We start from the raw sequence: 15,725 nt of genomic DNA on the forward strand, positions 1-15,725 counted from the left end.
CCCCATCAAGAAGGGAAGAGACGGGAACCTGCACGATGCCTCATTGGCTTGTTATTGACCTTGAAGCCACCACGGATGACGGCGGCTGGCCCGTGACGGAGATGGAAGTCATCGAGATCGGCGCGAGTCTGGTGAACCGCCAGGGCCGCGAACTGGATCACTTCCAGCGCTTTGTGCGGCCCCTGCGCCGGCCCTTGCTGACGCCCTTCTGCCGCCAGCTGACCCACATCACCCAGGCCAATATCGACGGCGCCGCGCCGATCACCGAGGTGTGGCCGCTGTTCGAGCGCTGGCTGGCCCAGCATCAGGCGCGCCTGGAAGGTTGGAGCAGTTGGGGTGACTACGACCGCAAGCAACTGGAACTGGAATGGCAGCGCCATGGCCTGGCCAGCGCACTGGCGCAAACGCCCCATGTGAACCTCAAGCAACGCTTTGCCAAGGCCCGGCGGCTGGACAAGCCGCTGGGGCTCAACGGCGCACTGCAATTGGCGGGGATGCAGTTCCAGGGTCAGCAACATCGGGCCCTGGAGGATGCGCGTAACACGGCACGCCTGCTGCCGCTGATTTTGCCGGTCTAGGCAGCTCCCCTGCCCTTGGGCATACTGGCCGACCTTTCCAGACCCTTTTTCCGAGGATTCACCCATGTTTAAAGTCAACGAGTACTTCGACGGCACCGTCAAGTCGATCGCTTTCGGCACCGCAGAAGGTCCGGCGACCATCGGCGTGATGGCCCCGGGTGAATACGAATTCGGCACCGCCCAAGCGGAAATCATGCACGTGGTGTCCGGCGCGCTGACCGTCAAGCTGCCTGAAGCCGGCGAGTGGGAAACCTTCGCCGCCGGCAGCCAGTTCAACGTACCGGCCAACAGCAAGTTCCAGCTGAAAGTCGCCGTAGACACTGCTTACCTGTGCGAATACCGCGGCTAAGCCGTCGCGTGCGGAAAAAAAAGCCCGTCTCGCAGGAGACGGGCTTTTTTTATTCCAGGATCGTTACCGGCATCCCGACGGCCAGTTGGCCGATGCCATCGTTGACCAGGTTCTGCCCGAAGATCGCGCCGTTCTCGGTCTTGCGATAGGTCTCCAGGGTGGCGAAGGGTTCACGGTCGGCGCTGCGCTCGCCGGTCTGCGGGTCGATGGTGGTGAGGATGCAACGCGAGCAGGGCTTGACCGCACGAAACTCCACATCGCCGATGCGCAGGCGTTTCCAACCGTCTTCGGCAAAGGCCGCGCTGCCTTCGATCACCAGGTTGGGGCGAAAACGCAGCATTTCCATGGGACGGCCGATGCGTTGCGACAGGTCGTCCAGGGACGCCTGACCGATCACCAGCAACGGGTAACCATCGGCGAACGCGACCTGGTCATCGTCCTTGCCGTAACCCGCTTCGGTGGTGCGGGCGCGTTCCAGGGGGATCTGTACCAGGCGCGTGGGCTTGCCGATAAAACGGCTGACCCAGGCCGCCGCGGCATCACCCGCATCCGGCACGCGCAGGGTGTCGCGCCAGATGGTCACGCCGCGCAACTCAGCGTCGCTGCCGGGCAGCGTCACGTCCAGCGCGGGGTGGCCGGGTGAACTGAGGGTCAGGCCACCGGCGCTGTTCCACAGAGCCGACAGCTGGCTCATCTTCGCCACCGCACGCTGGGTGAGGAAACGCCCGCTGGCCTCGTCCACCAGCATCCAGCGTCGGTCGCCGTCCAGCCCGAGTTTATCCAGGCCGATCTGTTGCAAGACCTCGGCCTTGCCGGACTTCAAGGGGTAACGGTACAACGCGCTGAGACGAAGCATGGGCCTGCGTTCCTTGGGACGAAAGCCACTACCCTATCCCAATCCCCACCTTCTGGCACCTTGTGCTGAACCTGTGGCGACAGAGCTTGCGCCCTCGCCTCAGGTCAAACGGGCGCTTCGTCCAGCATCAGGCGCTGACGCACGACGTCCACCAGCTTGTCGGGCTGGAATTTGGACAGGAAGTTGTCGCAGCCGACCTTCTTCACCATCGATTCGTTGAAACTGCCCGACAGTGAAGTGTGCAACACCACGTAAAGACTGCGCAGACGCGGGTCATTGCGGATCTCGGTGGTGAGGCGGTAACCGTCCATCTCGGGCATTTCAGCGTCGGTGAAGATCATCAGCAGCTTGTCGGTCATCACATGGCCGGCGTCGGCCCAGGCCTTGAGCATGTTCAACGCCTTGAGGCCGTCACTGGCGATGTGCATCTTCACACCCAGTTGGCCGAGGGTATCGCGCAGTTGCGACAGGGCCACGTTGGAGTCATCCACCAGCAGCACTTCGCGGCCACGTGCACGCTCCAGCACCGGGTCTTCGAGTTTTTCCCGCGAGACTTTGGCGTTGTACGGCACGATTTCGGCCAGGACTTTTTCCACGTCGATGATTTCCACCAACTGGTCGTCAACCTTGCTGATGGCCGTGAGGTAATGCTGGCGCCCGGCGCTGGTCGGCGGTGGCAGGATGGCTTCCCAGTTCATGTTGACGATGCGGTCCACGCCGCCCACCAGGAACGCCTGCACCGAGCGGTTGTACTCGGTGACAATGATGGTGCTGTTCGGACCCGGCACCAATGGGCGCATGCCGATGGCCTGGGACAGGTCGATCACCGGCAACGTCTGGCCGCGCAGGTTGACCACGCCGCAGACAAACGGATGGCGCTGGGGCATCAGGGTCAACTTGGGCAATTGCAGGACTTCCTGCACCTTGAACACGTTGATTGCGAACAGCTGCCGCCCGGCCAGGCGAAACATGAGGATCTCCAGACGATTCTCACCGACCAGTTGCGTACGTTGATCTACCGTGTCGAGAATGCCGGCCATTAAAAGCTCCTGATGCGCTAAGGGTTTGTGTAGCTCACTTATGGCTGTTTATCGGCGGCGACCGCCAGATCTTGACCCCGTTAAAATGCCACGTAATTTAATTGATGTCACACTGACATCATGCTTTACTGGCCTGACGCTTCATATGGCAATCTTGCGACCCACGGCGACACTCAAACCGACGCAAGGTTCCGTCATATAAGGGATTCCCCTATACGCAATCAGGCCCAACCTGATATTCGCAATATCTAATAGCCATTAATGTGACGCCATTCTCACTTGCATGAATGGAGTCAGGCTTTTGTTTGCTATGCCAAGCCCCCCGCCCACGGGTCTTCCAGACATTTACATGCTGGCAACCAAAGCCGCGCAAACGCCGCCAATGATGTGGGCAATGCGCGGTTTTTGTGTGCATTCAAATAAACGTCCTACTAAAAGTTCAGACGCCCCCTACAGACCCAAGTCATATTTCAGCGCTAGTTTTACGCCATTCACCCGATGCGGCATCTCATCGCCCGACCTTACGACCTTACGTTGTGGAGACTTGCATGATGAATAGCGCAAACGAATGGCAAACCGCACTTCCAGAGTTTCTGCTCGAAGCGGAAACACTGCTGGCCAAGTCGGAAGAATGCCTGAGCCACCTGCATCTGATCCGCAACGACAGCGATGCGATCGACTGCATGAAACTCAGCCTCACCAAACTAGCCGAAAAGGCCGATAGCCTGGCCCTGCAGGCCATCAGCGAATTCTCGCGGCACATCCAGTACCTGATCGCCAACGCCGTCAACCCGCTGCAACTGCATGATCAGGCCCTGGATGCGTTGCATGCCTGCCTGACGTTGTTGGCCTGGCAACTGGAACTGATCGACACGCGTACCGGCGAACTGGGCCTGGACGAAAGCGAACAAACCACTTTGATTGCGACGGTGGCCTTGCAGATCCCGCAGAAAAACTTCGGCCATAAACCACAGCAGCGCCTGCATCACGCGTCATGACTGCATGCTGACTGGGTAAAGTTGTCGCTTTTAATCAATGACTTATCCAAAAACGACAACATTAACTAATACGCGACGTGCACTTATATCCCGGCAAAATAACGCCGGTTATAAGCACACGCTTATACAGCGCGAGCGGCGATATATAACCTTCGTTGCTAAAGTGACGTTTGGCGACCAACGGTAATCAAAGTGTTACCATGCAGCCCTCGAAGTGACTCAACTTCATGATGCATAAAAACTGAAAAAGCATCCGCTATGTACGCCAGCCTCAAGTCACTCCTCGCCAAATCCATTTCCCGCAGTCAGGCACGCCGCATCATTCTCGCGTTGTGCCTGTGTTCGCTGCTGATCAGCCTCTGGGCCTACAGCCGCTCTGCGCCGGTGCCGCTGGCGCTGCTCCTGCTCAACCTGAGCACCTTGAGCATCGTTGCCCTGCAACAGTGGTCCTCGCGTAAATCCATCAAGTTCCAACCCCAGGAACTGGCGGACCGCCTGCTGCAAGTCCAGGAAAACGAACGCCACCGCCTCAGCCGTGAACTGCACGACGACATCGGCCAACTGCTGACCGCCGCCAAGCTGCAAAGCGAATGGCTGCAACGGCGCATGCCCCAAGAGCTGCAAGGCCAATGCACGGTGCTGTGCAACACCCTGAGTGAAACCCTGGCGAAAGTGCGCGATGTGTCCGCCATCCTCAACCCGCGCCAGCTGGCGAGCCTGGGCCTGGAAGCAAGCCTGCGCGCGCACCTGCTCAAGACCCTGGAAAACACCCCCATCCACTGGAGCCTGGAGTGCCAGCAACGGCTCACCGGCATCCCCGAAGAAATGGCCGTGGCCGCGTTTCGCATCACCCAGGAAGCGGTGACCAACATGTTGCGCCACGCCCAGGCGCGCAACCTGCGGGTGCGCCTGCAACGCTTGCCGGAAGGCCTGTCGCTGAGCATCTGCGATGATGGCCAGGGTTTTTCGCCCGCCTCCAACCCCGGCCTGGAAGGGCAACGGGGCATGGCCGGGATGGCCGAGCGCATCGATCAACTGGGGGGCACCTTGGCGGTGCTCAGCCAGCCAGGCTGCGGCACGCGGATCGACGCCCTTTTCCCCTGGGCACCCCGCGCCCTCGAACGGGCCAGCGCGCCTAAGGTGCTAGAGTGACGTGCAATTTACTGCTGGTGGATGATCACGCGCTGATCCGCGCTGGCGTGCGCGCGCTGATCATGGATATACCCGGCTATGCGGTGGTCGGCGAGGCTGGCGACGGCGCGCAGTTGCTGGCGCAGTTCGACGCGCTGCAACCGGACATCGTGCTGCTCGACCTGTCGATGAAGCACATGGGCGGCCTGGACGCGTTGCAGCAGCTCAAGCGCGCCCATCCCAAGTGCAAGGTGTTGATCCTGTCGATGCACACCGACCCGGAGCTGATCATGCGTGCCCTGGAGTCTGGCGCCCACGGCTACCTGCTCAAGGACACCAGCGCCAGCGAGCTGGAACACGCCCTGCTGGCGCTGCGCAACAACGAACGCTACCTGAGCCCGGCAATTGCCCATACGGTGATCAACCAGGCGCTGGTGCGCAGCCAGGCGCCCGCCGCGGCCATCGCCCACAGTCATAACCTCACGGCGCGTCAGTTGGAGATTTTGCGTTTGATCGTGCGCGGCAAGTCCACCCGGGAGATCGCCCACGGCCTGGGATTGAGCATCAAGACCGTGGAGGCGCACCGTTCGCAGATCATGAAGCGCCTGCAGATTTTCGACGTGGCGGGCCTGGTGTTATTCGCGGTGCGCGAGCAAATCATCAGCCTCGACGACTAGCGGCGACCCCACCGGCAGGTGCACGCGCAAGGCCTTGGGCAGTGCACTGAAACGCAAGTCGTCGCCCTTGAGCGGCTCGCCGTCGAGGTTGATATACAGCCCGTCGGCCACCTTGATCTCGACCCACGGCAACCGCGCCCGCACGAAGATATTGTCCAGACCGCCGTCGGTCATCAGGGTCAGCAACGTGCCGACCACTTCCTGGGGCGCCGGCAGGATGCTGATGTCGAGCAGCCCATCGTCGGCCATCGCCCCCGGGCACAGCACATGCCCACCGCCCGCCTGGCGACCGTTGCCGATGCCCAGCGCGAGCAGGTCGCCCTTCCAGTGAAAGCCCGGCCCTTCCAGTTCGCCATAGGCCGCCTTCAGCTCGCTGAAGCGCGTCAGCCCGGTGAACAGATAGGCGGCGCCGCCCAGCACTTTTTTCAGGTCTTCGGAGGTGTTGGCGGTGACCTGGCTGCCGAAGCCGCCGGTGGCCATGTTCAGGAAGATCTGTTCGCCGGCCTGGCCAAGGTCGATGGCCTTGGGCGGCACGTCCAACAGGGCCAGGGCCTCGGCTGGCGCCAGCGGCACACCGGCGGCGCGGGCGAAGTCATTGGCGGTACCCAGGGGCATCAGCACCAGGCTCGCGTCGGTCTTGGCCTGGGCCATGGCTTCGGCGACATCGCGCAAGGTGCCGTCACCGCCGCCGGCGATCAGGTGGGTGTAGCCCGCGTCCAGCGCCTCATGCACCAGGCGCCTGGCGTCGCCGCCCTCCCACGTGACGCGCACCGCCAACTCCCAGCCCTGCTCACGCCGAGCCAGCACCGCGGCGCGCACGTCCTCGTTGAGGGCTTGCTTGCCGTGAAGGATCAACAGTGCCTTGGGGCTGGTCATAGCGGGCTTACTCCTGGATTCAAAGGTGCATGAAGGATGTGGACCTTTGGCAACCGGAAAAAAGCCATCGGCGAGGCAAATTAATCTGCCGCCCTAGAAATTATCCATCGCGTTGCACATCGGGACTTTGCCCACCGGGGTCGGTTCGATCCGCAGCCATTGCTTGCCGTCCACCGGCAACTCGTCGAGCAGGATCGAACAATCTGCCGACATGGACGCCTGCACCATGTAGTCACGCCCTGGCTTGGGGACAAAGGTCATGGTCTTGGCGCACTGGCGAGGGTATTGCAGCCGGCCCAGATAATGGAACGCGATGGGTTTGTTCGCCGGCACCACCAACTCCGACGTGACCGCACCGGCCCACGAGTAGATCGGCCCGGGCATGCCGAGGTTTTCGCCATTGTGATCGGGAAAACCGGCTTTCACCGACGCCATCACCCCGGCGCCCGGCACGTTCCAGTCCAGGCAATCACGCCCAGGCACGGCGCGCACCAGGCCGTCGGTGACAATGCGCACCCGCGCAGTCTCGCCGCTTTGCGGCGGTACGTAGCCGGTGGACAACGAACGGATGTTCGCCACCTGGCCGCAGCCGCTTAGCGCGAACAACACAACAGCAATAACGCTTGGATACTTCATCAGCACATCCTTGTAGTGAGCGGGCTTGCCCCGCGCTGGTTGCGAAGCCGCCCCAAAACCTGGCGACACGGTTTAACAGGATAAACGCGGTGTATGGATTGGGGCGGCTTCGCCACCCAGCGCGGGCAAGCCCGCTCATTACTGGGGCTGGCGGCAGTTCTGGTTGACCGACAGGTGCGGCGCCGGTTCGTAGCTCACGCGCTGCAAGCCGTCGGCGCCCTGGAACAGGAAGTACTTGGCGCGGCAATCCTTGAACATCGGCGAATAGCCCTCGGCGCGAAAGCCCTGGCCATCGACTTGCTTGGTCACGGTGTTGTTACGGCTGACCACGGCGAGCACCTTCTGGTAGCTGTCACCCATGTTCACTCCTGGCTCGCCAGTGACGGCGGCCGACGAGGCGCAACCGCCCAGGGTGGTTGCCGCCAGCACCAATGCGGCGCCGTACAGTCCTTTGCGTAGATCGATCATTCCTTGGTTCCTTTTAGTGATGGATTAGCGGCGGCCTTCGCACACCGGCGATTCGCCGATGCGGCCTTCCTTGCACAGGTCCAGGTTGTCCTTGCGGGTAAAACCTGCATCCTTCATGCAGTAGAAGCGCGTCAGCACCACATCAATTGGCGACTTGTCTCCCACACCATCAAGGTTGGTGTACCCGCAAGCACGCATTGCGTCGTCGACGCCCTGCTGGGAGACCCCCTTCTTTTTCCATTGGGTGTAGGACCCAGGCGGAGGCTGGAAGGGCGTACACGCGCCGAGTGCCAAAAGGCACAGACTCAACATAACGGTAATCTTGAACATATTCGGATTCCTCATGATTGCGGGACCTTGACGAACTCTGGCTTGCCCGTGGGGGAGTGGCTCCAGTATTTGCGGCACGCTTCTCCGCCATTGGCGTAGCAGTTATGCACGGTGTTCTCAGCACCAAATACCTTCAACCACTCCCACAAGCGATTACTGCCATCGGGAATGTTGCCGCCAGTCCCCGGGTTGAACCCTACGCCCGGTGTGCGGGCAACGGGGTCGAAGTCATGGTTCTGATACTGCAAGATCAACCCGTCGCGCTGTTCCGCCGAGGTGATTTTTGTACGGTCCTGCAATATCCCCAATAGCGTATCGGCCTTTTTCACCCCATACGCCGCCCCGAAGAAGTTCATCGATGTATCACCCAACAGCCCAACGTTCGCTTGATCACGTACCAACGACTCCATGGCATTGCCCGTGGTCATGGTGCCACGGCTATGCCCGTCGATATGCAACCCGCTCTGACCGAACTGGACCATGTATTCCTTGGTCTGCACCGTCGCGTTGGACAGGCCCCAGAAATCGTTTTCCAGGTTCTTCTGATACGCCGCGATCATCAACTCCGACGTGAAGTTGTTGGCCTTCTCGAAATGGATCAGATACTGCGGCCCAGTGTCGGCCGAACTGTGTTGCTCGGCATATTTGGCGGCACCGTCGGCGTCGTTGAAAATGCCGTTGTTGGCGATATGTACCTTGCCGTCCGGGCCAGGCTTGAGGTGCTGCTTTTCTTCGTCGCTCAACTCGCGGTACTGAACCTTCTTGCCATCGAGCAGCAGCGCCTTGCCATTCTCATCCTTCAACACCTCATACACCCGCGCCTTCTCAAGGAAGATCTTGCGATACGCCTCATCCGCCAGCAGCGACACCTGGTTGTAGAACTCACGCTTGATCTCCTGCTCAGCCTCGACCTTGCGCCCCATTTCCGCCACGTCCAGACGCTCCACGGCAGCATGGGCAGCCTCGGTATTGCGGTTGAGGTTGGCAATCGTCTGGTCGACGCTCATGCCGGCGACCACGCGCTGGCGCTCGGCATTGGTGATGACCAGGGTGCCGGCGCTGATGGCGCTGCGGGTGTCGCTGGCGGCGGAGTCGGAGTCCGAGCCGTTGGCGAGGCTGTTGGCGAGCAGCGCCTTGGCCGTGCCGAGCTTGCCGTCGAGCATGTCCGAACTGAGCTCCACCCCTGACGTCTTGACGCTGGCTTCGGAGGTGTTGTGGATGTCGGCCACGGTCAGCGTACCGGTGGTCAGGCTGTTCTTGCCGTCGGCGATGGCCTTGTCGGTGCTGGAAATCACGCCGCCCTTGAGGCCGGTGTTGCCGCGTACGTTGAGGTCGAAACCACCGTCGCCGGCGCGAATGCCCGATTGCTCGATGACGCTGGCAAAGTTGGACTTCTGCTTGGTGTTGCTCGAACTGAAGCTGGCCGTCGCCGCGCCGGCGCAGACCGGCGGAATGCAGATGCTGATGCCGGCACTCATGCTCTTCTGCTCGGAGGCAAATGTGCTGGTGTCTTGCAGGCTCTCGATATTCAAGTCGCCGCCGACGTCGGCCTTGACCTTGTCGGCCGAGACCACCGCACCGCGCAGGGTGGTGTCCTTGCCGGAAATCAGGCTGGCCTGGTTGCCCGCTGTCACGTGGGTGTTGCTCCAGACCAGGTCGTTGCCATCGGCATTGCCGCGGCTCTGGGAGGCTGAAGCGTTGAAGCTCAGGCCGTTTTTCTCGCTGCCGAAAGAGATACCAATCCCCAGGCTGCCGTTCACGCTTTTGTTGGTGCTGTGCTGCTCGATGGTGTTCTGCGCACCCGCCAGCAGGATATTGCCGTCGGCCTTGAGCAACGCATCGTTGCCGGCAGTGATCTGGCTGCCCTGCACGGTCAGGTCGTTGTTGCGCTTGCCGCCCGTGGCCACAATCGACACATCGTGCCCCGCCGCCACCGTCGAGCCGGCCGCTGTGTTGGAAGTCTGCTCGCTTTTGTTCTCGCTCTTGTTCATGCCCAGGGCGATGCTCAAGTTGATCCCGCCCGCCGCTGCCGGGTCGGCCATCACTTGGGTATGAGCTTCGCTGGCGGCCCAGGCGGTGTTCAGCGCGGCGAGGGCTTTCATGCGCTTGTCGTCGGTGCGCTCGGCGGCCTTGTTCATGCGCTGGCCGGTTTGCACCGCGTTCACGATGGGGTTGGTCAGGGTCAGGCTCACGCCGGTCTGCTTGAAGCGCTGCTCCTGTTGCTGCGCGGCGAGATTGCGCGCCTCAAGGATATTGACCTCGGATGCGTCAATCGACACATCGCCCTTGGGCGCACTCACATTGCTGCCAACCTGGCGGTATTCGCCGCCCGCGCTGATCAGCACATTGCCGTCGGTGGACCCGACGCTGCTGGCGGCGGCCGTGGTCTGCTGGCTGCTGTCCTTGTTGGTCTGCTGCTGCGAGCCGATGGTGACGGCAATCGCGCCACCGCTGAACATGCCGCTGGTCTTCACGTCCTTGGTGTGTTTTTCGTCGAGGGTCTCAGTGGCCGCCAACACCTTGATGTCATTGCCCGCCACCAGCGCCGTGCCCGAGGTCGAGACCACGTTGCTGCCGGTGAGGGTGATGTTGTTGCCCGCCTGCATCACCGTCTGCTCGCCGCTGAACGTCGAGCCTTGCGCGGTGGTCTGGGCCACCGTATCGCGGGTGGTGGTGGTCTTGCTGGAGAACATGCCGTTGCTGCCCTTGACCTTGTGCGCCTCGTCCGCACTGTTGAAGCGCTCGCTGGCCTCGACGTTGATGTCGCGCAGCGCGCTCACCGACACCGCGCCGGCGTCACTGTTGACCAGCGCACCGCGTGCCTGCACGTCACGCCCGGCGCCCAGGCGAATGTCGCCGTTGGCTTGTACCGAACTGCCGACCTCATTGCGCCCGGCTTCCTTGCGCCAGTTGTCGCCGTCCCACTGGTTGGCCTGGGTATAGGACTCTTTGACCGTGCTCAAGGTGATGTCGTTGCCCGCCACCAGCGCGGTCTTGCCGCCGACGCCCGTGTTGCTGACCTGGGCCGCTTGCAGGTTGATGTCATGGCCCGCCGTGGCAATCAGGTTCGCCGCCGGGGCCGACACGTACAGCCCGGCCACCCGCGACAACGCGGTGCGGATGCCCTGCTCGCTGGTGCTGTCGGTGGTGATCGAACGCACGTTGATGTCATTGCCGGCGCTCAACGCCAGGCGACTGTTGGCGCTGATCAGGCCACCGATGTTGTTCAGGTCCTGGCTGGCATTGAGCGACACGTCGTTGCCCTGGATGCGCCCGCCGAGGTTGTCGAGGTTCTGCACGCTGATGGTCACACCGTCGCGCCCGGCCAGGCTGCCCGAGTTGACCAGGTCACCGCGTACATCCAGGTTCAGGGTGCGCCCGGCCATCAACGCGCCCGAGCCATCCACATCGCCTTCGCGAACCCGCACATACACCTGTGGTACCAGCACCTGGCGCACTTCGCCGCTGGCCAGGGTGACGTCCTTGGACACCAGCCACACGATGTCGCTGGTCAACTGCGCCATTTGCTCGGCGGTCAGCGCCACGCCCGGGATCAGTTTCCACTGGTCGGCCAGAGTCACGGCGCTGTCGATCATGCCGCGGTATTGCGCTTCGTCGCTGGCATAGCCGTCGACAAACCGGCGCCCGGTGAGCTGCGCGACTTGTTCGCGGATCAGCTTCTGCTCGTAGAACCCGTCGCCCAGGCGTTGCTGAGTGCCCGCCGGGTCAAGGTTCAGGCGTTCGAGCATGTAGTCCGACGACAGCCACTTGCCGTAGTTGGCAAACCGCGGGTCGGTCTCCACCAGGTAACCGGCGGTGCTGTTCGGGTTGATCTGGTACAGGCTGCTGTTGGGCAGGTCCGGGTTGAAACCGCCGGTACGGATCTGCTCCACCGCGCCGGTCGCGTTCTGTTGGGTCAGCGCCTGCACCTGGCTGATCGGGCTGACCGCATAGGTGCGCCCGGCACCGGCCAGGTCACCGGTACCCGCCGCGCTGTCGGTGACCTTGGCCAGCACCAGCGCGCCGACCTGGGTGCCCGTGCCGTTGATGGCCGCGTACTCGGTAAAGACGGTCGGCGTCAGCGAGATCTGCTCGATCAACGGCGCCGGGGTATAGGCCGTGACGTTCAGACCCTGGCGGTCACGGCCTTTGCGCTGGATGCGGTAGTAGCTGGACAAAGTGCCGCTGTCGGACGTGACTTTCTGGCCGCTCAATTCGGTGTTGATTACCGAACCGACGCTGGCGTTCAACGCCTGGCCGGCGATGATGCGGCTCTTGTCGTTGTACACCTGGTCGGCGATCAGGTTGATATTGCCGCCGGCGAGCATTTGCGCCGGGTCTGACGCGACGATCTGCGTCTGGGTGACGGTGCGGGTGTAGTCATAGCGGTTCCAGCGCGTGCCGTAGCCTTCCGGGGTGACGAGGTGCAGCACCTCGTCGTTGTACAGCGAGATCTGCCCCGGCAGGTAGCGGTTGGTCGAGCCCGACAGCAGGTATTCCTGCAACGCCTGGGTGGACACTTGCACCTGCTGGGTGGCGAAGTGTTCGTTGGTGTTGTTGATCTGCCTGGCGTTGACAGTCAGGCTGCCCAGCGCTTCGACGGTGGCACTGGCGTTGTTCAACACCTGCGCCTGGCCGCTGGCCTGGTCGTTGGCATCCAGTGCACCGCCGATGAACAGGTTGCCGGTGCTGAAGATCAGCCCGTGTTCACGGTTGTTGAGGACCTGCGCGCCGATGTCCAGGCGGTTGCGTGCGGCAATGGTCGCGGCCGATGCGCCTTCGAGGGTGTTGTTGAGCGTGCCGGCGGCAATCGCCAGTTGATCACCGTAGATGCGCCCGGTGCCAAGGTTGTTCAGGGTTGCGGTGCCCAGGCGAGTGGTCTCGGCGTCGATCAGGCCACGGTTGTCCAGTTGTGTGGCCGCGTTGGCCTGCACGCTACGTGCGCTGATCACGCCAGCGGCGCCGTTGTCGATCACGTTGGCGTCGAGGCGCAGCAGGTTGCCCGCCTGCAAGGTGCCCACGTTGGTCAGCCGCCCGGCGGTCGCCAGTGCCACATTGCCGTTGGCCTGGAACAGGCCGCTGTTGATGAAGTCCTGGGTCAGGCGGAACGTCAGGTCGCCCAGGCTCAACACCTTGCCACTGCCGGTGTAGTTGGCACTGTCGATCAACAGCGATTGGCCGGCAATCAAGGTGCCTGCGCCATTGTTGATGACCTGGCGTTTTTGCGCGAGGTCGCGGTCGGCCACGGTCAGGTTGCTACCGGCCGAGAGAATCCCCTGTTCGTTGTCCAGGGTACCGCTGCCGGTGACGCTCAGGGTGGTGTCGGAAACAATCGAACCACTGCGGTTGCTGACAGTGTCTGCATCCATCGCGACAGACTGGCCCTTGATGCCCTGGTTGGCGCCCTGGGTGCTGCTGTTATCCACGCTGGCGCTGCTCAGCAACAGATACCCGTCGGCACGCAACAGACCGGCCTGGTTACTCAGTTGCTGGGCGTAGACCTGCAAGGTGCTGGCGCTGCCGATAAAGCCACGGTCGTTGAGCAACTGCCCGGCGCGCACGGTGACGTCGCGCTGGCCGAGGATGCCGCCGGTGCTGCCCGAATCGCGGTTGGTCAGCAACTGGCCGTGGGTGTCCACCTTGAGGCTCGACTTGGCCTGCACGATGCCGCCGTCGTTGTTCAGCGCGCCGCTGTCGAGAGTCAGGGTGTCGCTGGCGTTGAGGGTGCCGCCGCTGTTGTCCAGCTGTTGGCCGTGGGTGTCGACGCGCAGTTGCGCGGCGGTGACCACGCCACCGCTATTGGTCAACCCTTGGGCGTTGACGGTCAATGCCTTGGTCGCCTCGAGGCGGCCGCCGGTGTTGTCGAGCGCTGTGGTGGTGCTGTTGAGCAGCAAATCGCCGGCCACCGAACCAAGCGTACCGCCCTGGTTCAATACGCTACCGGCGGTAACTGTCAGGTTTTGCGTGGCGGCGACGGTGCCCTTGGCGTTGTTCAACTGCGCGGCGTTGATACCCAGCGCGCCGCCTGCGGTGATCTGCCCGCTGCTGTTATCCAGGGTGCCGCCATCGAGGGTCAGTTGCGCGGCGGTCACCAGCTTGCCGTTTGCGTTGTCCAAGTGCTCGCGCGCAGTGACGGCCAGGTCGCCCTGCGCACCGGACTGTACCAGGCCTCCCCGGTTGCCCAGGGTGTTGGCACTCACGTCGAGGCGCCCGCCGCTGGCGAGGGTGCCGCCGGTGTTATCGAGGTTGCGCGTGACGGTCACACGCATGCCGCCGTTGCCGGTCTGGACCCATTTGCCGGCGGCGTTGGACAGGTCCAGCGCGGTAACGCTGATCTGCGCCGCGCCCACCTGGGCCGCATCGCTGAGCAAGCTCTGGTTGGCGTTGGCGGTCAGCGCCTGGCCTGCGGTGACGCGGCTGCGGCGCAGGTCCAGGTTGCCATTGGTGCTGGTCAGCTCGACGCTCTGGGCCGAGGTCTGGCTGTCGCTCAGGTCGACCTGGGCGGCGTTGGCAGTGAGTTTTTGTGCCGCGAGGTTCTGCCCCTTGGCCGCGATCGTGCCCGCCGAGGTCAGGGTCAGCGAGCCGCTGTTGCCCAGCTTGCCGGCACTGTCGACGCCCGCCGCCAGGGCCGAACCTGTGTGGCTGCGAATCGCTCCAGTGGCGCTCAGGCGTGCATTGCCTTGGGCCGACGCGATGCCTTTGTTGTCGATATCGGCGCCAGTGGTCAGCGCCAGGTTGCCCTGGGCGAACAGCGTGCCGCTGTTGTCGATGCCCTTGTCGGCCGTCGCCGTCAGGTCGGTGGCGCTGCTGATCTGGCCACGGTTTTCGATACGCCCGTCGCTGCTGATCACCACTTCACCGGCACTGGAGCCGATCTGCCCGGCGTTGCGCACGCCCACACCGGCGCCGTTGCCGACCAGGGTGATCTTGCCGGCATACATGCCGCCCAGCTGCGCCACGTCAATGGCCACTGCGGGCGTGTCTGCCGGCGGCTGGCCGCTGGTGCCGGTCTTGATGGTCAGGTCTTTCGACCAGATCCCGGCGTTCACCTCGACGGTGCGCGCGATGATCTCGGTGTAGTCGGCGCGGGTACTGTCCATGCCTGCGCCGCCGACCGTGACCTTGCCGCCCGAGACTTGATAGCCGCTGATCAAGCCATTCTCGAACTGCGCGCGCCCAGTGGTCAGCGTGGCGCGGTCGGCGTTGATAAAACCGCAGCCTTCACAGGTGATGCCCGACGGGTTGGCAATCACCACCTGGGCCTTGGAACCGGCAACTTCGACAAAGCCGCGCAACTGGCTCGGGTTGTTCGAATTGACCTCGTTGAGAATCACCCGTGCGCTGCCGTTGGCCAGCGCGCGGTTGCCTTCGATCCAGCCGCCCAGTTGAGTCTGGCTGTTGGTCGCGCCGTTGTTGAGGATCACCCCGCGCTTGTCCACATCGAACTGCGAATAGGTGTTGCGCGACACGCCCGCGCCGCTCGGCGCCGTAATGTTCACCACGGGCGCACCGTTACCGGCGGCGCCGATAGTCGGGCGCTGGCCCGCAGGCGCGGAGCCGTCCGCCACGACTTGAGCCTGGACGGGCGCGACCAGCGCGACCCAGCCCATGCCCAGCATCAGCGCAAAGCGCAGGGGCGTGAGCGTCGCCACCAGCGGGCCGGCCTGGGCCACGGCGCGTGTGGTGCCGGGGGCCTTGCAGGCACTCTTGACGTTCTCGGCCACCACCATCAGCAGGCCACGGGCGCGGTTGAAGACAACTCGAAATAGATGCTTGTTCATGCAAG

The 15,725-nt window shown here is 63.0% G+C and carries 12 protein-coding genes; 5 read left to right on the forward strand and 7 right to left on the reverse strand.

Annotated elements, in window-relative coordinates; all coding sequences use genetic code 11:
- Nucleotides 1-35: 35 nt before the first annotated feature.
- Both AC3ISR_RS19620 and ppnP read left to right on the forward strand, forming a co-directional pair.
- Nucleotides 36-578, forward strand: coding sequence for a 3'-5' exonuclease (locus AC3ISR_RS19620; protein ID WP_192296972.1), 543 nt, complete (start codon nucleotides 36-38; stop codon nucleotides 576-578).
- A 64-nt stretch (nucleotides 579-642) separates the two neighbouring features.
- Entirely contained in the window at nucleotides 643-927 is a 285-nt protein-coding gene (gene ppnP, locus AC3ISR_RS19625; RefSeq protein WP_192296973.1) for a pyrimidine/purine nucleoside phosphorylase, read from the forward strand.
- 49 nt (nucleotides 928-976) lie between these two features.
- On the opposite strand, the gene AC3ISR_RS19630 is transcribed toward ppnP, so the two are convergent.
- The gene (locus AC3ISR_RS19630) at nucleotides 977-1,783 is read right to left on the reverse strand and encodes an MOSC domain-containing protein (RefSeq protein WP_192296974.1); all 807 of its coding nucleotides are present in this window, start codon (nucleotides 1,781-1,783) and stop codon (nucleotides 977-979) included.
- Nucleotides 1,784-1,887: 104 nt separating this feature from the next.
- Nucleotides 1,888-2,823 carry a chemotaxis protein CheV gene (locus tag AC3ISR_RS19635; protein WP_192296975.1) on the reverse strand — a complete coding sequence of 312 codons (936 nt, stop codon included), beginning with the start codon at nucleotides 2,821-2,823 and terminating at the stop codon, nucleotides 1,888-1,890.
- Nucleotides 2,824-3,371: 548 nt separating this feature from the next.
- On the opposite strand from AC3ISR_RS19635, the gene AC3ISR_RS19640 reads away from it, so the two are divergent.
- The 3 genes from AC3ISR_RS19640 (at nucleotide 3,372) to AC3ISR_RS19650 (ending at nucleotide 5,629) form a co-directional block, all read left to right on the forward strand.
- A complete protein-coding gene (locus AC3ISR_RS19640; protein WP_192296976.1) occupies nucleotides 3,372-3,821 on the forward strand; it encodes a hypothetical protein in 450 nt (149 codons plus the stop codon).
- A gap of 258 nt (nucleotides 3,822-4,079) precedes the next feature.
- Nucleotides 4,080-4,973: a sensor histidine kinase gene (locus AC3ISR_RS19645; protein WP_463984090.1), complete on the forward strand. Its 894-nt coding sequence runs from the start codon at nucleotides 4,080-4,082 to the stop codon at nucleotides 4,971-4,973.
- The gene (locus AC3ISR_RS19650) at nucleotides 4,970-5,629 is read left to right on the forward strand and encodes a response regulator (protein WP_192296978.1); all 660 of its coding nucleotides are present in this window, start codon (nucleotides 4,970-4,972) and stop codon (nucleotides 5,627-5,629) included. The genes AC3ISR_RS19645 and AC3ISR_RS19650 overlap by 4 nt, the downstream gene beginning before the upstream one ends.
- Here the strand turns inward: AC3ISR_RS19650 and yegS are convergent.
- The 5 genes from yegS to AC3ISR_RS19675 all read right to left on the reverse strand — a co-directional run bounded on the left by yegS (nucleotide 5,588) and on the right by AC3ISR_RS19675 (nucleotide 15,720).
- Entirely contained in the window at nucleotides 5,588-6,505 is a 918-nt protein-coding gene (yegS, locus tag AC3ISR_RS19655) for a lipid kinase YegS (protein WP_192296979.1), read from the reverse strand. The two genes, AC3ISR_RS19650 and yegS, sit on opposite strands and share 42 nt — an antisense overlap.
- Before the next feature lie 93 nt (nucleotides 6,506-6,598).
- Nucleotides 6,599-7,141, reverse strand: a complete 543-nt coding sequence (locus AC3ISR_RS19660; protein WP_192296980.1) for a hypothetical protein — start codon at nucleotides 7,139-7,141, stop codon at nucleotides 6,599-6,601.
- Nucleotides 7,142-7,279: 138 nt separating this feature from the next.
- Nucleotides 7,280-7,609 (reverse strand): hypothetical protein, encoded by a 330-nt coding sequence (locus tag AC3ISR_RS19665; RefSeq protein WP_192296981.1) that lies wholly within the window; start codon nucleotides 7,607-7,609, stop codon nucleotides 7,280-7,282.
- A gap of 24 nt (nucleotides 7,610-7,633) precedes the next feature.
- Nucleotides 7,634-7,939 (reverse strand): hypothetical protein, encoded by a 306-nt coding sequence (locus AC3ISR_RS19670; RefSeq protein WP_192296982.1) that lies wholly within the window; start codon nucleotides 7,937-7,939, stop codon nucleotides 7,634-7,636.
- Nucleotides 7,940-7,950: 11 nt separating this feature from the next.
- Nucleotides 7,951-15,720: a hemagglutinin repeat-containing protein gene (locus AC3ISR_RS19675; RefSeq protein ID WP_489324414.1), complete on the reverse strand. Its 7,770-nt coding sequence runs from the start codon at nucleotides 15,718-15,720 to the stop codon at nucleotides 7,951-7,953.
- Between the last annotated feature and the right edge of the window lie 5 nt (nucleotides 15,721-15,725).

It is taken from the genome of Pseudomonas sp. GL_117 (genome assembly GCF_057835125.1).